The organism is Thermococcus sp. JCM 11816 (assembly GCF_055396515.1).
On sequence record NZ_AP043741.1, the window covers coordinates 554,767 to 576,943 of the forward strand.

General features: G+C 50.6%; 20 protein-coding genes. 15 read left to right on the top strand and 5 right to left on the bottom strand.

The window, feature by feature from the left end; genetic code table 11:
- Positions 1-87 precede the first annotated feature (87 nt).
- Positions 88-786 carry an acetate--CoA ligase family protein gene (locus tag ACZ5TN_RS03075; protein WP_464917121.1) on the bottom strand — a complete coding sequence of 233 codons (699 nt, stop codon included), beginning with the start codon at positions 784-786 and terminating at the stop codon, positions 88-90.
- A 145-nt stretch (positions 787-931) separates the two neighbouring features.
- Between ACZ5TN_RS03075 and ACZ5TN_RS03080 the strand changes: the two genes are divergently transcribed.
- Positions 932-2,224 carry a DUF4139 domain-containing protein gene (locus tag ACZ5TN_RS03080; RefSeq protein WP_464917122.1) on the top strand — a complete coding sequence of 431 codons (1,293 nt, stop codon included), beginning with the start codon at positions 932-934 and terminating at the stop codon, positions 2,222-2,224.
- 151 nt (positions 2,225-2,375) lie between these two features.
- A complete protein-coding gene (locus ACZ5TN_RS03085; RefSeq protein WP_464917123.1) occupies positions 2,376-5,582 on the top strand; it encodes a CGP-CTERM sorting domain-containing protein in 3,207 nt (1,068 codons plus the stop codon).
- 68 nt (positions 5,583-5,650) lie between these two features.
- Here the strand turns inward: ACZ5TN_RS03085 and ACZ5TN_RS03090 are convergent, their stop codons facing one another.
- Positions 5,651-5,884: a hypothetical protein gene (locus ACZ5TN_RS03090; protein ID WP_054839722.1), complete on the bottom strand. Its 234-nt coding sequence runs from the start codon at positions 5,882-5,884 to the stop codon at positions 5,651-5,653.
- 99 nt (positions 5,885-5,983) lie between these two features.
- Here ACZ5TN_RS03090 and ACZ5TN_RS03095 point away from each other — a divergent pair, with 99 nt between their 5' ends.
- From ACZ5TN_RS03095 to trmBL2, 3 genes are all read left to right on the top strand, one after another.
- A complete protein-coding gene (locus tag ACZ5TN_RS03095) occupies positions 5,984-6,484 on the top strand; it encodes a phosphoheptose isomerase family protein (RefSeq protein ID WP_464917483.1) in 501 nt (166 codons plus the stop codon).
- A gap of 38 nt (positions 6,485-6,522) precedes the next feature.
- The gene (gene rgy / locus ACZ5TN_RS03100) at positions 6,523-11,658 is read left to right on the top strand and encodes a reverse gyrase (protein WP_464917124.1); all 5,136 of its coding nucleotides are present in this window, start codon (positions 6,523-6,525) and stop codon (positions 11,656-11,658) included.
- A gap of 310 nt (positions 11,659-11,968) precedes the next feature.
- Entirely contained in the window at positions 11,969-12,763 is a 795-nt protein-coding gene (trmBL2, locus tag ACZ5TN_RS03105) for an HTH-type transcriptional regulator TrmBL2 (RefSeq protein ID WP_011249426.1), read from the top strand.
- 129 nt (positions 12,764-12,892) lie between these two features.
- Here the strand turns inward: trmBL2 and ACZ5TN_RS03110 are convergent, their stop codons facing one another.
- The 3 genes from ACZ5TN_RS03110 to ACZ5TN_RS03120 are packed head-to-tail and all read right to left on the bottom strand — an operon-like array spanning position 12,893 to position 14,168.
- Positions 12,893-13,105, bottom strand: a complete 213-nt coding sequence (locus tag ACZ5TN_RS03110) for a helix-turn-helix domain-containing protein (RefSeq protein ID WP_011249427.1) — start codon at positions 13,103-13,105, stop codon at positions 12,893-12,895.
- Complete coding sequence (locus tag ACZ5TN_RS03115) at positions 13,102-13,437, bottom strand: Sjogren's syndrome/scleroderma autoantigen 1 family protein (RefSeq protein WP_464917125.1); 336 nt, start codon at positions 13,435-13,437, stop codon at positions 13,102-13,104. Before ACZ5TN_RS03115 ends, ACZ5TN_RS03110 begins: the two co-directional genes overlap by 4 nt.
- Positions 13,434-14,168: an arginase family protein gene (locus tag ACZ5TN_RS03120; RefSeq protein WP_464917484.1), complete on the bottom strand. Its 735-nt coding sequence runs from the start codon at positions 14,166-14,168 to the stop codon at positions 13,434-13,436. The genes ACZ5TN_RS03115 and ACZ5TN_RS03120 overlap by 4 nt, the downstream gene beginning before the upstream one ends.
- Before the next feature lie 140 nt (positions 14,169-14,308).
- On the opposite strand from ACZ5TN_RS03120, the gene hxlAB reads away from it, so the two are divergent.
- From hxlAB to ACZ5TN_RS03170, 10 genes are all read left to right on the top strand, one after another.
- Entirely contained in the window at positions 14,309-15,529 is a 1,221-nt protein-coding gene (hxlAB, locus tag ACZ5TN_RS03125; protein WP_011249430.1) for a bifunctional 3-hexulose-6-phosphate synthase/6-phospho-3-hexuloisomerase, read from the top strand.
- Positions 15,530-15,537: 8 nt separating this feature from the next.
- Positions 15,538-16,281, top strand: a complete 744-nt coding sequence (locus ACZ5TN_RS03130; RefSeq protein ID WP_464917485.1) for a hypothetical protein — start codon at positions 15,538-15,540, stop codon at positions 16,279-16,281.
- Position 16,282: 1 nt separating this feature from the next.
- A complete protein-coding gene (locus ACZ5TN_RS03135) occupies positions 16,283-16,936 on the top strand; it encodes an HAD family hydrolase (RefSeq protein ID WP_464917126.1) in 654 nt (217 codons plus the stop codon).
- Positions 16,933-17,121, top strand: coding sequence for a hypothetical protein (locus ACZ5TN_RS03140; RefSeq protein ID WP_011249433.1), 189 nt, complete (start codon positions 16,933-16,935; stop codon positions 17,119-17,121). The genes ACZ5TN_RS03135 and ACZ5TN_RS03140 overlap by 4 nt, the downstream gene beginning before the upstream one ends.
- Positions 17,121-17,933, top strand: coding sequence for a DUF4392 domain-containing protein (locus ACZ5TN_RS03145; protein WP_464917127.1), 813 nt, complete (start codon positions 17,121-17,123; stop codon positions 17,931-17,933). Before ACZ5TN_RS03140 ends, ACZ5TN_RS03145 begins: the two co-directional genes overlap by 1 nt.
- A complete protein-coding gene (locus tag ACZ5TN_RS03150; protein ID WP_464917128.1) occupies positions 17,934-18,554 on the top strand; it encodes an HD domain-containing protein in 621 nt (206 codons plus the stop codon). It begins immediately after the preceding gene.
- Positions 18,555-18,648: 94 nt separating this feature from the next.
- A complete protein-coding gene (locus ACZ5TN_RS03155; protein WP_464917129.1) occupies positions 18,649-19,161 on the top strand; it encodes a KH domain-containing protein in 513 nt (170 codons plus the stop codon).
- A gap of 188 nt (positions 19,162-19,349) precedes the next feature.
- A complete protein-coding gene (locus tag ACZ5TN_RS03160; RefSeq protein WP_464917130.1) occupies positions 19,350-20,765 on the top strand; it encodes a hypothetical protein in 1,416 nt (471 codons plus the stop codon).
- A gap of 10 nt (positions 20,766-20,775) precedes the next feature.
- Positions 20,776-21,426, top strand: a complete 651-nt coding sequence (locus tag ACZ5TN_RS03165) for a hypothetical protein (RefSeq protein WP_464917131.1) — start codon at positions 20,776-20,778, stop codon at positions 21,424-21,426.
- 4 nt (positions 21,427-21,430) lie between these two features.
- On the top strand, positions 21,431-22,051 hold the full coding sequence (locus ACZ5TN_RS03170; protein ID WP_011249443.1) for a hypothetical protein: 621 nt from the start codon (positions 21,431-21,433) through the stop codon (positions 22,049-22,051).
- Positions 22,052-22,177: the final 126 nt, after the last annotated feature.

Below are 22,177 nucleotides of genomic sequence, written 5' to 3' on the forward strand. Positions count from 1 at the left end.
CATCGTCGTAAAATATAAGATAGCGCAGAAAAGAATCTTCCGCGGAAACAGCACAATAAGATGGGAAGTAGAAAAGGCCAAAAGCCCTCAGAGAAGCATCCTCGCGTCGACGGCAACGGCGCCGTCCTCGTAGGCGAAGATCGGGTTGATGTCGAGCTCTCTGATCTCCGGAAGCTCGAGGGCGAGCTCGCCGACCTTGACGATGATGTCAGCGAGGGCCTCGATGTCGACGGGCTTCTCACCACGCGCTCCGGCGAGGATCGGGTAGGCCTTGATCTCCTTTATCATCTCAAGGGCCTCGTCCTTGCTTATCGGGGCAACGCGGAAGCTGACGTCCTTGAGTATCTCGACGAAGATTCCACCGAGACCAAACATAATGGCCGGGCCGAACTGCGGGTCGCGGATCATACCGACGATGACCTCCTTGCCGAGCGGGAGCATCCTGTAGATGATGACGCCCCAGAGGTCTGCATCGGGCTTGTAGTTCCTCGCGTTCTCCATGATGGTCCTGAAGGCCTGCCTGGCCTCCTCGTCGTTCTTGATGTTGACCTTGACACCGCCGGCGTCGCTCTTGTGGATGATCTGCGGAGAAACGATCTTCATAACTACTGGGTAGCCGATTTCGCGAGCGAACTGAACGGCCTCCTCCTCGTTGGTGGCGACCTTGAAGTCCGGAACAGGGACACCGTAGAGCCTGAGAATTTCCTTAGCCTCCGGCTCAACGAGCGGCCTGTTTTCGGCCTTGGCCTTCTCAATTATCTCCCTAGCCTTTGCGATCCTGTCCATACCAATCACCTCATCAGCTTGACATTCCTCAATCAGAGCGGACGGTTAAAAGGGTTTCCATTTGCAAACCTTTGGGTTCGGCCTGGATTGAACCGATGGTGGGGGTATAAATAGTTTGAAGACGATTCCTATTGAGGTGAAAATTATGGAGAAAAAGTGGGTTCTTGCCGCTGGCGCCGTTGTGATTCTTCTGCTGGCAGTCTTCTCGTTTCAGGGTGAGCAGGCGGTCGAAGGAGGAACGGCCGTTGCCCTTTACAACTCTGTGAGTGTAGGAGTCGTTGAGAAAACTCTAACCCTTGAGCTGAACGAGGGCCTAAACAACGTTCCCTTAAAGGAGCTGGAAGGGCTCAACGTTGCGGAAGTCACGATTATGCCCCCTGAGGGGGTTGAAGTCCTCGGAATATTCAGCAGGGGAACAAACGAAGATGCCTACAGCGCCAACGTTGGAAGGCACGTTGAGGTAAAGCTGGACACTGGGGAAACAATCCAGGGAAAGTTCTACGGCATCAAGGACGGAAAGCTGGTGGTCGAGGGTGAGGACTACTACCTGATCGACCCTGCAAAGGTCGTTTACTTTAAGGCCTCAACCCTTGACGAGTCGAGCGTTTACGCCACTCTTCGGGCAGAAAAAACGGGCGAGTACAACGTCACCTTAATCTACCGCGTTGAGGGGATGAACTGGAAGAGCAGGTACAAGCTTTACATAGGAGAGAGAGCGAAACTCCAGGGATACGTCGTCATAACCAACCCGACTGCGGTTGAGCTTGAAAGCGCGGACGTTCTCCTCGTTGCGGGCGATGTTCAGCTCTACCAGACCCTACCAGGGCCGAGAGAAGTTTACCCCCTTTCCGAAAAGACATCCCAGGTCACTGTCGGCGAACCTCAGAAGCTCGAAGCGTTCTACGTCTATAAACTTGGAACGGTTAATATAAACCCGTCGAGCACGGTGGTCTATCCCTACGTATCAATGGAAGTCCCGTTCCAGAGGGAGTACCTCTACGAGAGCTGGGCAGCCGACGGAGAGCGGCCGGTTTACGAGTCGATCTCCTTCAAAACGGACAAAGTCCTCCCGGCGGGCATCGTGGAAGTCTATCGCGAAAGCGAAGGAAAAGCCCTACTGATCGGTGAGAGGAGCATAGAGCACACGCCAAAGGGTGACGTTGTGAGAATAGGCATCGGCAGGGACTACGACCTGAAGGGAAGGACGACCGTGCTGGACGTCCAGCGGAGTGATCACAGGACGTATTACAAGATAAAGATAGAGGTCGAGAACTTTGGAAACGATACGAAAACCGTTATTATTAGACACCACAAGAGCGGGAATCTCCTAAGCTCGAGCGTTGAACCCATTGATGAAACAGCCAGCTACGTGGAGTTCAGCCTCACCGTGAACCCGGGAGAAAAGAAGGAAGTAGTCTTTGAGTACAGTTATAAATGAGATTTTTTCTCTCTGTTTTTAGATTTAGGCATTCTTAATCCCTAGCACTTAAACATTATTTACAACTTAATGATTTTCAATATGACAGATCATAAACTTTAAATTGATACCTAGATTTATAGAGTGCCGACAAACTCCGGAGGTGGCTACAATGACCACAAGAAAACGTGCTAGCGTTCTGTTAGTGATGATGTTGTTCTTGGCAATTGTGCCATATAAAGCATCCGCAGGCAACAGCATCCAAGGTTACTTTACTACAATAAAGAGTACTGTGAAAACATTCTTCGGGGGAGATTACAACGGGTGGAACCCACAACTTAAGATAGTTCCCGGGTCAGAGGTCAGGATTTCAAGAGACGAGATACGAGTCGGTGCAGACTTCTTCAAAGAAGAGTATTCTGGCGTTAAAGGTGGTAAAGGATATTACCTAATCGCTTATGGCACCGTGAAGAGCTATCTAGACAGTATTGCCACAAACTGGCCCGGAGATGACAGAAGTCCTCTCTGGCACATGAACATCCAGACATACGACTCGGACTATTCAACAGATCTGTTCAGTGAGATCCTTGCAATCGAGATTCTAAGAACTCTGCTCCCGGAATACAACGGAGTTGATCTAAAGGCCGTGGCCAATGGTAGGTTTGAAGAGATAAACTCGAAGTACTCAACCCTCGGCAAATCTGATGTCATGAAATGGATTCAGAAAATATCAAACCCCCAAGTTATGCAAGTGATCGCCCGCAGGATGAATGATTTTGCTGGCGGGATACCTAATAGGAATCTATCTACAATCCCCGACATCTATGGTGCTCCATACAGAACGGCAGTTTTGGTGGCTCTAGTTGAAGAAGTAGATCCTCAGCTTTCAGAAGAGGTTCCATTTGATATTCCCGGGGAAATTCTCGAACTAGCCAGAGTGTATGTTGGACAGAATCGAGGCTGGGACTACCTTAATCGTGCAACCATGGCACTTCCCATACTTCCCATAAAGCACCTAAGCATTACTATCCTTGGCACCAATTACACCATAGGAAACGGGATCGATGTTCTCATGATAGACACCACAAATAGAGAATACCTTCTTGGCCTCTGGAACGGGACTGACTACTCGGTTATCCTGAAGATAAAATACCTGAACGCAACTAACCTAGCAATAACACCCGTAAAATATGCAGAAAGAGCTGGGGCTATTCTCCATGCAGGAGAATACCCTGTCACACTAACTCCAAGTTCAATTGGCAGGACTATAAAGACCCCCCTCGCAGGATTCCCCTGGGAATTAAGTGAAGTTGTTATGTACTGGACAGGTAACCCAACCAGTTATCTGAACTACAACATCAAGAAAGAGGGGAACTCCTACGTTTATGAAGGCGATCCAGGAGGTCTCAGGATAACACCCCTTGCAGAAGGCTCGTTCCTTGTGACATTCACGAACAGGGATGGCTTTACATTCATATTTGGAAACGCCGCAATTAACGTAACAGGGGACATGAAAGGAAAGACGTACCTTGTATATCCAAGAGAAGGGGCCATAATCCAGTGGAACTCTATTCAGATGCCCACAACGGCTTTGATAAGTGCAAACTCCTTTGATAACTGGCATGTTGTGGGCAACGCATATGTGGATCCAACCATTAACGCCATCGTGTTAACTCCAGATCAGGGATACAAAGCGGGAGCAACGTGGTATCTGATCCCAGTAGATCTAACGATGACCTTCCAAGCTAGGGCAAAGTTCTATTCAGGTCGCTGTGGAGGGGGAGATGGCATTTGGGTTGGATTCCAGAACGCTGGTACTAATGTTGTTGGCGGAACCGGCAGTGGTGTTGGTATTAGTGGTATTTGGCCAGCAGTAGGATTTAGAATATGGGAAATCGGAAGAAGCGTTGATCTCTATCTAAACGGCAACTTCCAAGAGATTACAAGCGGTGTTTGCTTCGCAGACGAAAAAGAACATGATATGTTGTTCTATTGGGACCCCGATACAGAGACACTTGGCATCAAAATTGATAACACTTATGAATACACTAAGAACATAGACCTGATATCCGAACTGGGACAGACCGCATACTTTGGATTCACCGGTGGTACTGGCGGTGCCCGTAATCTGCACTACGTAAAGCCAATATTCGTTGGAGTATCTCTGGAAGACCTCAAAGACCTCATTGAAAGCACTCGCGAATTCCTTCAGAATGTCTCCTCCCTTGGTGTTGATGTCAGCGATCTCATGACAACGCTCAGCTCAGCGGAGGAATCTCTTCAAGGTGTTGATCCTTCAGACACACGTACGATTTCAAAGATTTCTAAAGAAGTAGCAGGAATACAGACCGAAGCTATAACAAGGCTCGCCAACAAAGTTGCAGATCTGTATTACAAAGTCTCTCTCGCCAGATCAGTTGGTCTGAGCGATATCTCATTGGATGTTAACTTTGAGTCAGGTAAGAATTCAATGATATCCGGTGACTTAACCAATGCATTAAAGTACCTTAACGATGCATTTAATGAAGCAAATTCAATGGCCAAAGAGTCCCTCGATGAGATAGAGCAGAACATAACATCGTTGATGTCAGAGGCCATCAAGTACGGAGTAGCTATAGGCGACCTTAAGGATAGACAAAAAATCATTGAGGCTTCGAAGTCTCAAGGAGACTACGTATCCGCGTACGTCGAAGCAATGAAAATATATAAGCAACTCTCAAAGAAAGTTGAAATTGCAAAGCAGAAGACCACAGAACAAACAACCACAACACAATCGAATAATAAAACTCTAGAACAGAAAACAGAAGAGACAACAACCACTCAAAGAACCTCTGAGAGTTCTCCTGAAAGCGCTACCACCGAGTATCCACTTAAAGTTGGAGACTGGGCAAAGTACAAACTCAAGTTTGAAGCATCAGGAGACAACGAGAAGATCTCGGGATCAATAGAGTACAAAGTCGTCGTCATAAATGTGGATGATCAGGGGTTCACCATTAGGTTTGAAGACGTCAAAGGAGATCTGGACAAATACAAGAAGTTATGGGGCGATGAAGGAAAAATCAAAGAAGGTGATACCCTAACCATTCCGTGGGATGTGGAACCAGGAGATAACAACATTTACGCAGACCCCAAAAAATTGCCAGAGGACGGAAAAGTTAAGAATATGATAGAAACATGGGAATATGATACGAGAACAGGCTTGCTAAAGAGTTACAAGGGATCAGTAGATCTATTCGGTGTAAAGATCAGCGAGGAGATTCATCTGGAATCATCCAACGCTGTCAAAGGTGGCAGTTCCGGCAGTGGAGGAATATGTGGGCCCGCAATGTTCATTGCTCTAGCGCTAGTTCCTCTAATCCTCAGAAAAAAGCGATTTTGAATTTTTTCTCTTATTGCCTTTTTTCTCGATCCTCTTAACTAAAGGCATAGGGGTTAAGTAAATAGAGGTTAGCTCTTCCTCAGTATTATCTCAAAGCTCTTATCTCCTTTCGTTATTTCCATTACAAGGCTCTTGTCATAGTCTATAAACTTGGTGCTCACGATAGAATAGCCGTTCTGCTTGAGGAAGTCCGCCATCTGGAGGCCGAGATCTTCGAACATCTCAGCCGCCATTGTGGCGAGACTCGGTTCCTTTATCCCAAGTTCGTCGTGATAGCGCCGGGCGAGTTCAAAAACGTCCACCATGTTCACCACCAGGAATAATAAGTCATCAGAGCCTATAAACCTTCCCTCCGAAACCATTTTAAACGCCCTCTCCAATAACCAGCCACAGTGGTAAAGATGGGAAGCGTCCTGTGGGTTCTAAAGAGCGGGAAAAAGATCCACGGCAAGGTGCTGGGCCTGTACCCGTACTACGTTGAGATTGACCTTTCCACCTGTGAAGGCCTCTGCACATGTTCCAAGGGCGGCAACTGCGAACACGTTGAAGCCGTTAGGAGGGCGTACGAAAACGGTGCATACTTTTCAGAGAACTCCAAACTGGCCGAGGTTAACCCTGAGGCCGTTGTCTGGGAATTTCTAATTGAAGTGCCGACTCTAGCCGTCGAAGTTTCGGTGAAGGAACTGATATCAGCCCTGAAGCGCGACGAGAGTGGAAGCGAAACGGCGAGGCTTTTCTTCAGGACTATGAAACTCATTGAGCTTTCCGGGCGGGAGGAATACCTCCATGTTTTGGAAGAGGCCTTTGAGGAGTTCGCGCGGGTGTTCCCTGATTACCCCCTGACTGAAAAGATCGAGAAAGAACTTGAAGCCCTGAAAGGCAGAACCAGAAAAGCCTTATAAATTCTCCTTTTCCAGAGAAAGACTTAGAGGGTGGGGCCATGAAAGCCGTATACAGGGAGATGTGCCCGAACTGCTGGGGGAGAATATCGGACGAAAGGCTTGTAATGAGGAACCCGTGTGAAGAATGCCTTGACGAACCCGTTCACGCTGACTCCTACTTCCAGCTCGTTTCTGCGGTAAGGAATGCGCTTAAACTCAGGGGGACTCTTAAGGAGTGGGAGAAAATATACCAGCTTGAGAACCAGACGAGGGAGATAGAGGAGTTCTTCAAGAAAGCCACAGGCTTTACGTTCTGGAGCGCCCAGAGGACTTGGGTAAAGAGGCTTCTCAAGGGGAGGAGCTTCTCCATCATAGCGCCGACGGGAATGGGCAAGAGCACCTTTGGGGCCTTTATGGCCGTCTGGCACGCTCTAAAGGGCAAGAAGAGCTACATAGTAGTCCCAACAACTCCTCTCGTCATCCAGACCGTCAGGAAGATAGAGGGTATAATGGAGAACACAAACGCCGACGTCAGGCTCGCCTACTACCACGGGAACCTCAGGAAGAAGGAAAAGGAGGAAATGCTCGAGAGAATCAAGAACGAGGACTACGATATCCTTGTAACCAGCGCCCAGTGGCTGGCCAGGAACTATGAAGAGGTTCTGAAGGGCAGGCACTTCGACTTCATATTCGTTGATGACGTTGATGCTTTCTTGAAGGCGAGCAAGAACATAGACCGCTCCCTTTACCTCCTCGGCTTTACGGATGAGATAATCCAGAAGGCCTGGGGGATTATTAGGCTGAAGAAGCAGATGTCAAAGTACCTGAACGGGAACTCGGAAGACAAGAATGACAAACTTAAGGAACTGAACAGGGAGATAGAAAAGCTCCAGAGGGAGATAGAAAAGTTCAAGCGGAAGAACAAGATTGGAATAATGATAATCGCATCTGCCACGGGTTCTGCGAGGGGCGACAGGATAAAGCTCTACCGCGAGCTTCTGGGCTTTGAAGTCGGAAGCGGAAGGAGCGCCCTTAGGAACGTCGTTGACAGCTACCTCAAGCCCACTAAGGACATCAAGGAGCACGTTGAGGAGCTCCTCTCAAGGCTCGGAAAGGGCGGCCTGATATTCGTCCCAGTTGACCAGGGCCTTGGCTACGCTGAAGAGCTTGCCAACTACCTCCGCGAGAGGGGCTTTAAGATAGAGCTCGTCTCGTCCAAGAACAAGAAGGCCCTTGAGAAGTTCGAGAACGGCGAGGCAGACTATCTTATAGGCTCGGCCACCTACTACGGCTCCCTCGTCAGGGGTATTGACTTACCTCATCTCATACGCTACGCCGTCTTTACAGGCGTTCCGAAGTTCAGGTTCAGCATAGACCTTGAGAGGCCGACCATATACCGCGCCCTGGGTCTTCTCAGCGAGGTGATGGACTTCCTCAGCGAGGAAGACAGGAGGACAGCTGAAAAGCTCCACGCCCGCTTGAGGAGGCTCATAAGGAACATCCCGCAGTTCGAGCTCCTAAAGATTGAAGAGGCCCTTGCTGAAGGCCTTCCGATAGAAAACGAGTTCCACAACCACGTCCTAAGTGTTTTCCGCGAGCTGGTCGAGTTCTTGAGGAGGGTTCTCAGGGACGAGGAGGTTCTCAGAAAGCTCGCCGAGGATCCGTTCATAAGCCTGACCAAGGAAGAGGGCAAGTGGTACATTGAGATACCCGACGTCAGAACCTACATCCAGGCAACGGGAAGGACGAGCAGGCTCTTCGCGGGCGGAATCACGAAGGGTCTGAGCGTTCTCATAGTGGACAACGAGAAGGTCTTCAACGGCCTCGTCAGGCAGATGCGCTGGCGCTTCCAGGAGTTCAAGATGGTTCCCTTCGAGGAGCTTGACCTCGATGAGATTCTCAGACAGATAGACGAGGATAGGGAGAAGGTCAGGCTCGTCATGGAGGGCAAGATAAGCGCCAAAGTCAAAGACCTCGTCAGGTCTGCCCTCATGATAGTCGAGAGCCCGAACAAGGCCCGGACCATAGCGAACTTCTTCGGTCAGCCGAGCAAGACGAGGATAGGGGACCTGGTCGCCTACGAGATAAGCGTTGGAGACAGGATGCTGACGATTCTGGCCAGCGGAGGTCATATGTTCGACCTCGTCACGAACGAGGGCTATCACGGCGTTCTAATCCAGAACGAGGGTGACATGCTGAAGTTCATACCCGTTTACGACACCCTCAAGAGATGCCGCGACTGCGGTCACCAGTTCGTGGACTGGGAGAAGAAGGGGGTGTGCCCGCGCTGTGGCTCTACTAATGTTAGGGATGCTCTTGAGAACGTCATTGCTATGCGCGAGATAGCACAGGAAGTTGATGAAATCCTCATAGCGACCGACCCCGATACCGAGGGTGAGAAGATAGCCTGGGACATCAGGAACGTCCTCGCCCCGTACACGCCCAACATAAAACGCATAGAGTTCCACGAGGTAACGAGGCCGGCCATAATGAAGGCCATCCAGGAGGCGAGAGATGTCAACGAGAACCGCGTCAACGCGCAGATCGTTAGGAGAATCGAGGACAGATGGATAGGCTTCGAGCTGAGCCAGGAGCTCCAGAGGGTCTTTGAGAGCTACAACCTGTCAGCAGGAAGGGTTCAGACACCGGTTCTCGGCTGGATAATCGAGCGCTATAAGGAGTTCACGGAGAGCGAAGTTTACTTCCTCGGCCTGACCCTTGAGAACGGCTTACAGGTAACTATTGAACTCGGAAAAGACGGCAAAGACGTAGAGCCGCCTGAATACGTCACCGTCGAGGAAGTCCAGCTCGAGGAGAGGGAACTCAACCCAGCTCCACCATATACTACGGACGCGATGCTGAAAGATGCTTCGACCTTCCTGAAGCTTTCGGCTCCCGAAACGATGAGGCTCGCACAGGATCTCTTCGAGGCAGGTCTCTGCGTCACACCCGATACTCTCGTTAGCCTTGCCGACGGAAGGATCATGGAGATAAAGGATGCGGTGGAGAAGTCCGAGGGGAATCTGCTCTCAGTGAACGGCCTTAAGCCAAAAGAAGCAAAAGCCCTCAAGTTCTGGGAGATTGACTGGAACGGGCCTCTTAAGGTCATCAAGCTCAAAAACGGACACGAAATTAAGGCAACTCCCGACCATGGTCTCCTCGTGATGAGAGAGGGCAAGCTCGGCTGGGTCTCCGCCAAGAACGTCAGGGAAGGAGACTACGTTGCCTTCGCCTACAACACCGGCCACCGTGGAAGAGATGAATACACGCTCCTCAAACTCATGATAAAGCTCGGAATAACCGACGTGATGGTCGAGCTGGACGAGGAGTATTTCAACGAGAAGGTAGCTCCAATCGTCAGGGAGAGGATCTCAACGAGCACCAAGTACAAGTATCTCCGCAGGCGTGTCCTTCCCCTCTACCTTCTCCAGGAATGGGGGCTTGATGACTACGAGGCCCACGTGAAGTCCCTCTACCGCCAAAGGGCAGGCTCAAAGCCCATACCCAACTTCAAACTTGACGAGAGGTTCTGGTACGTCTTCGGCCTCGTCCTTGGCGATGGAACCCTAAGGGACAGCAAGGTCTTGATTTCCCAGACTCCCCTGAAGGACGTTAAATCCGTACTCGAAGATGTTTTCCCGTTCCTCCGTGTCTTTGAAACGACGAACCAGGTTGGCTTCTCGAACTCAATCATCGCCGAGGTCTTCAGGAGACTTGGAGCGAGAAAAGGAAAGCTCCACCCGCTCGTGTTTGGACTCCGTGAGGAGTACATCAACGCAATGATCGCAGGCTATTTTGACACGGATGGAACTTTCTCCATCCTCAACGACAGGAAAGGGCCGAACTTCAGGGGGATCCTGACTTCAAAGAGGGGCGACGTCCTCAGAATGCTCAGCGTTTACCTCTACCAGATCGGCATCATGAACTACCTCAGACGGGACGAGCGCACTGGGGTTTGGGACTTGATAATAAGCAACAGGAGCCTCGAAAAGTTCAGGGAGAAAATATACCCGTACCTTAGAATTAGAAGGGCGCAGTTTGACGAGGCGTATTCCGTTTACAGGGCATCGCGGAGGGCCTTTGAGGGTGACCTGCTCCCGGTCGCTCCCGTCTTCGGAAAGCTGAAGTTCAAAAACGGCACCAAGAACAGGATCCTGAAGGAAACTGGAATCGACGTTTGGAACTGGCTCAAACGTCCGGAGGGAGAGATTCCACGGGACAAACTCTCAAAGGTGCTTGAGTACGCAGAGGAAAGCCCAGAGAAGGAGTTCCTCAAGTCCCTCGTCGAGGCGGGGGTTACCTGGGTTAAAGTGAAGGGGGTTGAAGAAGAACTTTACACCGGAAAGCTCTATGACTTCACGACGACCACTGAGAACTTCCTCTCCAACGGTGCCGTCTCCCACAACTGTACCTACCACAGAACTGACAGTACACACGTCAGCAACACCGGAATAGAGGTCGCGAAGGAATACATAACCCAGGAACTCGGCGAAAAGTACTTCAAACCCAGGCCGTGGGGAGAGGAGGGAGCACACGAGGCCATAAGACCCACTAGACCGATAGACACCGGCAGGTTGATGCAGCTCATCCGCGATGGAATAATCCAGCTCCCGAGGAACCTTACAAGGAATCACTACAGGCTCTACGACATGATATTCAGGCGCTTCATGACGAGCCAGATGACCCCAGCGAAGATACTCTACGAGAAGGCCGTAATCAACGCTGGCGTCGGAAAGGCCGAGCTTGAAGGCTACGTTGAGATAATCGAGGACGGCTGGACAAGACTGCGCTCGCCGCCGCTCAGGGAGCTTCCAAAGCTTGAGAAGGGAATGAAGCTCAAGGTGGTTGAGGCAAAGAAGTGGAAGGCTCCAAAGGTTTCCCTCTACACTCAGGGAGACATAATAGCCCTGATGAAGGAGAGGAAGATAGGAAGACCGTCAACGTACGCCAAGATCGTTGAAACGCTCATGAGAAGAGGTTACGTCGTGGAAACAAAGGGAAGAAAGAAGCTCCTTCCAACGGAAAAAGGCATCAAAGTCTACCACTACCTCGTCAGCAAGTACAGGGACCTTGTGAGCGAGGAGAGAACGAGGGAACTTGAGGAAATAATGGACCGCATAGAAGAAGGGATTGAGGATTACATAAAGGTTCTCGGGGAGCTTTATTCGGAAATTCAAAGATACGTTTCGGGTTGATGGTGTTTTAATCGCTTGCCACTATCTTTTTATGCTGTCCCATTCTGTCTTTTTGAATGCTTGAGCCTTAGGGTATGTTTACCGTAAATAATCCATTATGTTATCTTGTTCTCTCTTGAGGTTCTGATTTCCAAAAACTTTAAAACCCCAGCTGTGGTAACCTGGTTGTATCCCCATACAACCAGAGTATAATCTAAGTAAGTTATCCAATCCAACTATGTCCGACACATGCCATGAACTTCCCCTGGGAGGAAAAGATTTATATTGGTTGGGACCCAATTTAGAAATAGAAAATTAGGTGGTGGTAAAGATGGTCAAGGACAGGATGGTGGAGCTCCTTCAGGAGCACTTTGAGTTGAACCTCTACGAGGCAAGGGCGTACGTGGCCCTCGTTGGATTTGGCGTTCTTACACCGGCCGAGCTGGCCAGCGTCTCAGAGGTTCCGGCTCCAAGAACTTACGACGTCCTCAGGAGCCTTGAGAAGAAGGGATTCGCCATCAGCCAGCCGGGCAAGGTCAACAAGTACAGGCCGGTCCACCCGGAGAACATCCTCGAGAAGTTCATCGAGGAGTGGCAGGAGCGCGTTAAGGAGGAGCTCGAGGCCAAGAAGAAGGCCAAGGAGGAGCTTATCGAGCTCATGAAGCCGCTCATCGAGACCGAGATTCCGAAGTACGGCGTTGAGAGGGTCTGGGTTGTCAGGGGCATAAGGAACGCCACCCTCAAGACCAAGGAGATGTTCGAGGAAGTCAAGGAGAAGATCCTCCTCGCCGACGACGGTTACATCGCCATAAACCTCGAGAACGACCTCATTAAGGCCATCGACAACGGCGCCAAGGCCAAGATCATCGTGAGCAAGTCCCTCCTCAAGAGGCTCGAGGGCTCAAAGATCATGGAGTACGCCAAGAAGGGCAAGCTCGAGCTCAGGGCCCTTGACAAGTTCGAGCTCCCGATGCTCATCTGCGACGACGAGGTCTTCTTCGCCCTTGAGGACATGGCTGCAAGGTACTTCAACTACGAGACCCAGGTCTGGATCAAGGACTTCAGGGTCAGGGACCTCTTCGAGGCAAAGTTCAACGAGTACTGGGAGAAGGCCGAGAAGGTCTGATCCCTTCTCTCTGTTCTTGCTTTTACTGTTCTTTTCTTCGGTTGTTCAGAGAAACATTGTGCTACCTATCATAGGCGTTCAATCCCATACTGGGCCGAGAAGTCAAAAGTGGGAGAAAATAGAGGTTAGTCAAACGTACTTGAACTCCTCTTCCTCCTCTCTCTTTTCCCGGATTTTCCAGAAGATTTTTCCTTCCCTCTGGAAGCTCTCCACCTTGCCCTGCTCGGCGAACCTTAGGAGGTAGCGCCTTACCTCCATCGGGCTGATTCCAGTCTCCTTGGCTATCTCATCAACGGTCTTCGGGCCGCTTTCAAGGGCCTTCAAAACCCTCTGGTTCTTCATTCAGATCCCTCCAGTCGTTTATACCTCTCCAACAGGTCGATTATCTTCTCCATCACCCTTAAATGTTTCTCAAGTTCTTCAATGTCCTCTGGAAGGGAGTTCGCAAGCTGGGTCAGCTTCTCCCTCAGCCTCTCCTCGACGTCTTTAACCTCCTCCTTCATTTCGGCCTTCCTTTTCCTATCCCTGTACTCACATACTGGACAGAAAACCCTACCGTCCTTCTCAAAGAGGGGCGAACCGCACTTCGGACAGTGTCTATCAAGCATCTTAGCGCCGGAAAGCATCAGTGGCATTATCACGTTCCTGATTTCTTCTTCAGTTGGCCCCTTCACTCCAATCCCTCCGTCAGGAGCTGGAAGACCTCAAAGAGCGCCCGCTTTCCAAGGCGGGAGTGCCTTATTCTGTCCGAGATTTCAGCTATGTCAAACGCAACAACGTTGAACTCCCGCTTTATCGCCTCAAGTATCTCGATTAGCTCATCGAGAGTCAGCTCACCGTGCTGGAATCGGGCTATTTTGTACTCCGGCCTAAGAACGTCCATATCAACTGTGAGATATATCTCGTCGCCGAGGTACTTCTTTGCATCAGCTATTATTTCATCGAGGGAGTTCGTCTGGAAGTTCTTATATGCCCTCCACTTTCCACCCCGTTTTCTGCTCCTCAACAGGGCTGGATATATCTTGACTCGCCTCGTCCAGAGCTGGGTTCTGTCGGTTGTCGGTATCATAAGGACGGGTGCCATCACGGCGGCCCTCTCAACGAGCCTGTTCTCAAGGGCATAGGCCAGCCACGAGCCGTGATCAAGGTAGTCGTGCATCAAATCTGTGTGGGCGTCAACGCTGATCAGGGATTTGGGCCTCAGCCTGTCGATTATCCCGTAGGTTGCGAGGTGTTCACCGACCACATAGGCCCTGTCCTGGGGAATTCGCTCTGATAGAAGGTCAATCCTGCTGGCCTCGACGATGACGTAGTCATCAATGAGCTTGTTCCTTTTTAGGAGCTGGAGGGTGTAGAGAACTCCATCGCGGTTGGGCTTCTCTCCAAAGGGTATGAAAGTTACCATTCCTTCCACCAGCACAACATTGGGAACTTTTTTTAAAAGCGTTGGGAGGAATAATAGGCATTTTTATGTCAATCTTCACGGCCAAACCTTTAAAAACTCGACCCAAAACCTTCAACTGAAAAATCTCCGGAGGTCGTGTCATGATACTCCAGGTCGCTCTTGACCTTACCGATATTGAGCAGGCCATTTCTATAGCTGAGAAGGCCGCCCGCGGCGGGGCCCACTGGCTTGAAGTCGGCACTCCCCTCATCAAGAAAGAAGGAATGAGGGCAGTAGAGCTCATGAAGAGGCGCTTCCCTGACAGGAAGATAGTCGCAGACCTCAAGACCATGGACACTGGCGCTCTCGAGGTCGAGATGGCCGCGAGGCACGGCGCTGACGTCGTTTCTATCCTGGGCGTTGCCGACGACAAGACCATCAAGGATGCAGTTGAGGTCGCAAGGAGGTATGGAATAAGGGTTATGGTTGACCTGATCGGCGTCAAGGACAAGGTTAAGAGGGCAAAAGAGCTTGAGAAGATGGGCGTCCACTACATCCTCGTCCACACTGGAATTGACGAGCAGGCCCAGGGCAAGAACCCACTTGAGGACCTTGAGAAGGTAGTAAAGGCCGTCAAAGTTCCGGTTGCAGTCGCTGGGGGCCTGAATCTCGATACGATACCTAAGGTCATAGAGCTCGGCGCCACGATAATCATCGTGGGAAGCGCCATAACCAAGGCCAAAGACCCTGAAGAAGTCACCAGAAGGATAATAGACCTCTTCTGGGGCGAGTACATGATGACGATAAGAAAGGCTATGTTCGACATAACGGACCACATAAGGAGCGTCGCTGAAAACCTCAAGCTCGAACAGGTTAGAGGCCTCGTGGATGCCATGATAGGGGCCAACAAGATATTCATCTACGGCGCCGGAAGGAGCGGGCTCGTCGGCAAGGCCTTCGCGATGAGGCTCATGCACCTCGACTTCAACGTCTACGTCGTCGGTGAGACGATCACGCCAGCATTCGAGGCAGGGGATTTACTCATAGCCATAAGTGGTTCGGGTGAAACAAAGAGCATAGTGGATGCCGCTCAGATAGCAAAGGAGCAGGGCGGAAAGGTCGTCGGCATAACCTCGTACGCGGACTCGACACTCGGAAAACTCGCTGACGTTGTCGTTGAAATCCCGGGAAGGACTAAGGCAGACGTCCCCACTGACTACATAGCCAGGCAGATGCTCACCCAGTACAAATGGATAGCCCCGATGGGAACTCTTTTCGAGGACTCCACTATGGTCTTCCTTGACGGCATTATAGCACTCCTCATGGCCACGTTCCAGAAGACCGAAAAGGATATGAAGAGGAAGCACGCGACCCTTGAGTGAGGGTCGCGATGTTCTCCTTTACCCATATTTTTGCTGGAATTGGTAGCAATGGTTCAAGGATAGTCAATGGAATTGAAACGGACTCCGTGGTAAAGGTATCCTTGAATCCAGCCAGGTACATTCTGCGGCCTAAGGAATACCGGGAAAGGATTGTGAACTTCTTCTCTAACGTTCCCGAAAACAGCTTTGTGTGGCTCGTCTTTGATGACACAAAGACAAACAGGGAAATTATGGAGATAATCCTTGAAGCACTCCCCTCGGATTCTATAAGGCTCGCTTATGTACTCACGCCTGAAGTTGAGCTGATCAACCGGAAACCCGAATGGGCGGATAAGTTCGAGACGGTGTTCTACGACTCCCTCTGGGACTTCTTAAAGGAGGACGTGCCCCTTGGAAAGGCTTTTGAGGAAGCTTCAAAGAACATTTCTGATATGTTCTCAAAGCTCTACCGTTACCTTGAAAGTGAGATGCTCGTGAACATAGACTACGCGGACCTGTTCAGCATGATACGGGGAGGAAACGTCGGCATAATGCGCCTTCTCCGCGAGGTTGACTTCAGCTGGCACTGGGGCATCTGGGAGCGCGGGCTTGTTGGAATACTCGTCGGTGAAGACTTCCCGCTGAGCGGTGCTCACAGAATACTCTCCAAGTTCCAGGGGATACTCTCTGAGAAGGACATAATCTGGGGTGTGATCACCGACAAAAACGTTAAAGGTTCGGAAGTCCTCGCCCTGCTCGTGAAGAGGTGGTGATATGGGCAGGATAAAGGCCGTTCTCTTTGACATCGATGGCACACTGCTAACTGAAATGCCCCTTATTCAGCTCTTTCTCCCTCAGGTGTACGAAAAGCTGGCAAAAAAGCTGGGAACTACCAAGGAAGAGGCCAGGAACGTGTTTCTGTCCGAGATATTCTCAAGGCGAGACACCTACGACTGGCACGACTGGAACTTTTTCTTTGAGCTTTTTGGCCTCAATATGCGGTATGAAGACCTTCTGAGGAGGTACCCACACAAGCTCCACGTTTATCCGGACACCATTCCGACCCTTGAGTGGCTTAAAGGATCTGGATACCTTCTGGGAGTTGTCACGAGCGGGCCCGAATACCAGCGCCTTAAGCTCAAGCTGACGGGGCTCGAAGGGTACTTCGATGTCATCGTGACCAGGGAGGATGTTAAGGCGATAAAACCCGAGCCGAAGATATTTCTCTACGCCCTTGAAAAACTCGGAGTTGAACCAAAAGAGGCCGCTTTCGTTGGGGATTCCCTGAGCCAGGACGTTTATGGGGCGAAGCACGTTGGCATGCTCTCAATATGGATAAACCGTGAGGGCGAACCCGGGCATCACTTAGCGGACTATGAAATCAGGACGCTCCACGAGCTTAGGGGGATACTGGAGGTGGTAGAATGAAGAAGGTGTTCGAAGGGGAGGGAACGTTTGTTGAATACGAAGAGAAGAAGGTAAAGCTTGAGAACGGCCACGAGCTGACCCACAGGCGCGAAAACCCGACTGAGCTCTGGTGGAAGTTAAAGGAAGCCATCAAAGGCAGAAAAGTCAAGATCGTGGCCTACGAGCTGGAGGAGAGCGAAGACTGATGATCGCCCACCTTGTAAACACCGACGTTGGAAGCAGGGGAATAGGAAGGCTGTATCTTGACTACCGCACCAGAAACTTCCATTTTTTGGAGGACGCCGCTGAGACGTTTCTCAACAACCTTGAGAGAACTCTTATAGTAACCGGCTTTCCGATTCCGCCTTCTATGACTCCCGAAACTGACGGCCCACCCGGGGCCTTGGCAGTCGCAAAAGCCGTAGAAAAGCTCGGGGGAAGGGCGGAAGTCCTCAGTTATCCGGAGGTAATGGGAGCATTGAGGCCGTTTGGCGTCACTTTTGCAAGGGACGGTGATGTCTCGGAATACTCGCTGGTCGTCGCCATTGAGACTCCCGGAAGGGCAGCTGACGGCAGGTATTACTCCATGAGCGGCATGGAGATAACGAGGGAGGCCTTTGACGGGCTGGTAATTGAGGCGAGAGAATATGGAATCCCAACAATAGCGGTTGGTGACGGCGGAAACGAAGCCGGGATGGGCAACGTCAGGGATCTAATTGAGCTGTACATTCCCCTTGGAGAAAAGATAGCCAGCGTTGTTGAGGTTGATCACCTTATAACGGCTGGAGTGTCGAACTGGGGTTCCTACGGGCTGGTGGCACATGCCTCGATCTTAGCCGGCACAAATCTCCTTGCAGACTGGGATGAAGAGAGGGCAGTAAAAGCCCTAACAAGCGCCGGATTGATAGATGGAGTTAGAAAGAAACCCAGCGAGAGCGTGGACGGGATAGGCCTTGAGGTTCACAGGAAAGTAGTTGAGCTTTTAAAGGCACTAATTAATGATGCCCTAGGTGGTTGAATGAAGCTTGAGGAGTTCATATCTGACCCGAAGTCAAGGGAGCTGATAGAGACCGTCAGGGAGTTCGCCAAAAGCTTCTTCGACAGGGAGGGCACGCACGGCTTCAGCCACGTTGAGAGGGTCTTCAACCTCTGCATGCATATCGGGAAAGAAGAAGGGGCTGATTTAGAAGTCCTCGCCCTGGCGGCGCTTCTCCACGATATTGCCCGCCCGCTGGAGGATTCAGGGAAAGTCGAGGACCATGCCCTTGAGGGGGCAAGGATAGCGAGGAGGTACCTGAGAAGCCTCGGTTATCCCGAAGACAAGGTTGAAGCCGTTGCCCACGCGATAGAGGCCCACCGCTTCTCACGTGGGCCTGAACCAGCTACACTTGAGGCAAAGATCCTGAGCGATGCCGATAAGCTCGACGCAATAGGGGCCGTGGGGATAGCGAGGGTCTTTATGTACTCGGGGGAGCATGGGAGGGATATAGACGCCTCAATAAAGCACTTTGAGGAGAAGATACTGAAGCTGAAAGACCTGATGTACACAGAAACCGCGAGAAAGATGGCCGAAGAGAGACACCGCTTTACCGAGGAGTTTATTGAGCGGCTCAGGCGTGAGATAGAGGGTGAAATCTGACCTTTTGGAAGAGAGCTTTTCTCCATAATAACCTTTTTAAATGCCTTCCTGAATTATGGGGTAGTCTGCTCAGGGTCATTCTGGGGGTGAGAACGTGAAGGCGCCGATCTGTGAGGTGTGCTTGAAGACGGATGGTATTCTCTGTCCCGCAGATGAGAAAAAACTCCAGGATGGTATAATCTCCGAGCTTGACGTTAAGGTCGCGAGGCTTCTCTACAAGCTTCTCGGTGACGCTGATATCGAGTTCAAGAAGGCCGTCGAAGCTGGGGACCTCGTTGTCATCGTCGTTGGGGAAGGAGACGTGCCCGTGGTCATCGGTAAAGGTGGAAAGAACATCAAAGCCCTGATAAGGGAGCTTGGAAAGCGCGTTAGGGTTATCGAGGGCATGAAAGCGGAAAACCCGAACGAGCTGAAGAAGCTGGCCTCTGACTTGTTCTATCCTGCTGGAGTCTTTGGCGTTAACGTGGTCTACAAGGCCGGAGGAGAGAGGGACTACAAGATCCTCGTCTTTGGAAGGGACAGGAAAAAGCTCCCTGAGAAGCCAGAAGTTCTTGAGAGCATTCTCAGCCAGATAACCGGCAAAGACGTTAGGATATCCTTTGTTTGATGCTCTTTTCTGTTCTCCCCTGTTTTTGGCACTTTATCTCTGAGTTTCATCCCTCGATGTGAGACGATTCTGGTGGCATTATCCCGCATCCCATAGCGGCTTCTACTTTTGTTTCCAACTTTAAGTTTACGAAATTCCTTTAAAGCTGGATTATTCGTCCATAGTTGAAGCCATCTGGGGGTGAGCGGATGAGCCGCCGGATGGTTGGAGCGCTGGTTCTCCTGCTCTTGCTGACGCTGCCCGGAGTCTCCGCCGTTTCCCTGCCGTGGTCAGGGCTTTCCATCTTTGGAGCAAGCTCAGGGGCCTACCCAATCCGCCTCGACGGCGTTGAGCAGACCGGCAATATCGCGGTCGTAACATGGGACGTCCCGCCCAACTGCCTCTCCGGCTACGGCACCGTGTTCATCAGCAGGGATGGGAGAACCATCACAGAGCGCGTCAGCCTCGGCCGGCTGAAGCCCTGGGGCAAGAAGGTGGCGGTTTTCCTCAACGTCAGAGAGCCAGTTTACGTCAAACTGCGCATCACCTCTGGAAACGGGATCTTCCTGAGCTCGTGGGTGAAGTTGAGGCCTCAATCTGTACCGAGGGTCTTCTCGACGGGCTATACGACCACTTATTCATGGGGAGACGGGAAGATAAGACCGCAGTTCGTTCCAATTCCAGTCATCATCGGGGCAATAGTTTCGGTTGGATTTGCGCTCTGGGACGCCTACGATACCTATAATGCGTGTTCCGACTACGGGGAGGACTCAATAAAGTGCACCGTCGCCGCTGGTTCGGTGTTCGTTTTCAGCCTGGCTATGGAGGGCGATGAGCTGGTCGGCGTACTCAGGCACGGAGATGAACTCGTTGAGGTTCCTGGAAAGCTCTACAGCACGCTGAAGCGCCTCGACATCGTTGAGGAGGTTGGTGATGGAGTCGTCAGGGCCAAGGAGAGGTTCGCCCACATATTCGACGACATAGTAAAGCACGGCGACGATGCCGCGAAGGCCCTCGACGACCTCGTCAGGGCGGGAGTTTCAAAGGAGGCCGTCGAGGAGACAGTCAAGCACGGCGCGACGATAAAGGAGATAAAGGAAGGAATTGAACGGTCGGAGAGGGCATTAGAAAGAATAGCAAGTGGAGTGGAAGGAAAACATGTCCTCGGAAAAGTACGGACGTACGACGTGGCCATAGAGAAAGGGAACGAAAAGGAGGGGCTCATTCACATGCTCCTCAGGCACGTGTGGGGATACGACATGGAAAACGTGGGAAAAACATCCTTCTGGCTGATGGGCCAGAAGATCATCGTGAGCGGTCAGGAGAAGCAGCTTCCCAGGGTTTTCAGGGACGAGGAGGAGCTGATGGAGTTCCTGAAGGAAGTTGTGGAGAGGGTGAGCAAGGATCCAGAGTACATATCTGAGAAATTCTTTAAGAATGGGGTGCCCAACAGGAACTTTGGGATTCCAGTGGATCTTAAGAAGCTTGGAATGCATGTTGATGGTATTGATGTTGTTCAGCTGGAGTTCAGGTTCGAGAAGGGTGAATTCGTCCTGAAGACGGCGTATCCTGTTGATGGTTGGGCTGTTGAGACGTTTATCCCTGGGAGAGGTGGCTGGCAGTGAGGTGATACGAATGTGGGTCACCATACAAGGAAAACACTTAACGATAAAAATAGACCTAGATAGGTACATTCCCTCTCCAGATCCTTTCTTTTCGATTTTTACGATAGGTGACCATTTACTCGTGGGGGCCTGCTGGAAGGGAAAACTCGAAGGAGATGAAAGTGATGTCTACAGAGTTTTTGAGAACTTGTTGACTGCTTGTTATTACTTTTTACAGCCAGAGCATCCGCATGTTCGGGCACTAACCAGGTTTGAGAGAAAGAATGTGGAAGAGGCGGGATTCAGATTAAAAGGGGATGAGGTTGTGGTGTATCAGGGTGTTGAGAGGAACAGTATTTACTACGCTTGCTCTACAGGGAAGACCGCAAGGATTTACTATCACAATGGACTCCTTGAATTCACTGATTGTCCAGAATACAGGGGCAAGCACAAGGGTGTCGTTGAACTCCCGCTTAGAGAGTTCATTGAGGACGTTCTGGAAATCAGCAGAGAGTACTTGGAAAAGTACGCTTCGATTATTGATAGGATTTTGATCGAGAATGAACACAATCCCGGTGATGACTATGAATACCTTTTGAACTTTTATCAGGAGGTTAAGAAAATGTACGAGAAACCCAGTTGCGGGAGCTCTAGCTTAAGCAAAAAAGAACATTGGGCGTGATCCCATGAACACGCTCAAATTATCTGGCAAGCACATCTACATAGAGGCTGACTTAGGGAAATTCTATGGGGGAGCATATCCCTTTCCCCTCATCATGTTACTGGATGACCATGTCATCGTGGGCATGTGCTGGAAAAAATGGAGTTCAGGGAAGCTGGTTGGGTCGCCAGGGGACCCATATGGAGTTGTGCAGGATTTACTGGACAGTGTGAGGTTCTTTATGGTGGCGAAGCCAAGACGGCTCGTTGGTGTTAAGCCGGACACTGTTAGAGAGTACGGATTTCAGGTTGGGGAGGACTCTTCGATTTACTCTGCAACATCGGTAGCGGACTCAGTCTTCATTTTTCTTGAAAGAAAGAATGATGTAGTGAAAATACATTACTATAACCAGCTTCTCTACGAAACAGATTGCCCGGAATTCAAGGGAATGGGCAGGGGTACAATTGAATTGCCTTTCTTGGAATTTGTTAATGATGTGCTCGAGATTTCGGAGGGATACCTCAAAAACTATGCAGGTGTCATAGAACGGATTATGAGAGAGTATGAGGAGGAACCGTATGACCATGATATCCTCTGGAGATGGTATCTGGAAATCAAGGAGGAAATTACAGGCAGGAGGATATGAATACATTGTCACTAGCTTGGAATGCATGTTGATGGGATAGAAAAATTACACTGGAGTTCAGCCGGGAAGGGGATCAGTATGTCCTTAAAACAGCATATCCAACGCGGGGTAAGGCTATTTATCAGT

Coding starts and splice junctions, on each gene's coding strand:
- ACZ5TN_RS03075 (WP_464917121.1), bottom strand. CDS start 786: ATGGACAGGATCGCAAAGGCTAGGGAGATAATTGAGAAGGCCAAGGCC.
- ACZ5TN_RS03080 (WP_464917122.1), top strand. CDS start 932: ATGGAGAAAAAGTGGGTTCTTGCCGCTGGCGCCGTTGTGATTCTTCTG.
- ACZ5TN_RS03085 (WP_464917123.1), top strand. CDS start 2,376: ATGACCACAAGAAAACGTGCTAGCGTTCTGTTAGTGATGATGTTGTTC.
- ACZ5TN_RS03095 (WP_464917483.1), top strand. CDS start 5,984: ATGGGAAGCGTCCTGTGGGTTCTAAAGAGCGGGAAAAAGATCCACGGC.
- rgy (WP_464917124.1), top strand. CDS start 6,523: ATGAAAGCCGTATACAGGGAGATGTGCCCGAACTGCTGGGGGAGAATA.
- trmBL2 (WP_011249426.1), top strand. CDS start 11,969: ATGGTCAAGGACAGGATGGTGGAGCTCCTTCAGGAGCACTTTGAGTTG.
- ACZ5TN_RS03110 (WP_011249427.1), bottom strand. CDS start 13,105: ATGAAGAACCAGAGGGTTTTGAAGGCCCTTGAAAGCGGCCCGAAGACC.
- ACZ5TN_RS03120 (WP_464917484.1), bottom strand. CDS start 14,168: ATGGTAACTTTCATACCCTTTGGAGAGAAGCCCAACCGCGATGGAGTT.
- hxlAB (WP_011249430.1), top strand. CDS start 14,309: ATGATACTCCAGGTCGCTCTTGACCTTACCGATATTGAGCAGGCCATT.
- ACZ5TN_RS03130 (WP_464917485.1), top strand. CDS start 15,538: ATGTTCTCCTTTACCCATATTTTTGCTGGAATTGGTAGCAATGGTTCA.
- ACZ5TN_RS03135 (WP_464917126.1), top strand. CDS start 16,283: ATGGGCAGGATAAAGGCCGTTCTCTTTGACATCGATGGCACACTGCTA.
- ACZ5TN_RS03140 (WP_011249433.1), top strand. CDS start 16,933: ATGAAGAAGGTGTTCGAAGGGGAGGGAACGTTTGTTGAATACGAAGAG.
- ACZ5TN_RS03145 (WP_464917127.1), top strand. CDS start 17,121: ATGATCGCCCACCTTGTAAACACCGACGTTGGAAGCAGGGGAATAGGA.
- ACZ5TN_RS03150 (WP_464917128.1), top strand. CDS start 17,934: ATGAAGCTTGAGGAGTTCATATCTGACCCGAAGTCAAGGGAGCTGATA.
- ACZ5TN_RS03160 (WP_464917130.1), top strand. CDS start 19,350: ATGAGCCGCCGGATGGTTGGAGCGCTGGTTCTCCTGCTCTTGCTGACG.
- ACZ5TN_RS03165 (WP_464917131.1), top strand. CDS start 20,776: ATGTGGGTCACCATACAAGGAAAACACTTAACGATAAAAATAGACCTA.
- ACZ5TN_RS03170 (WP_011249443.1), top strand. CDS start 21,431: ATGAACACGCTCAAATTATCTGGCAAGCACATCTACATAGAGGCTGAC.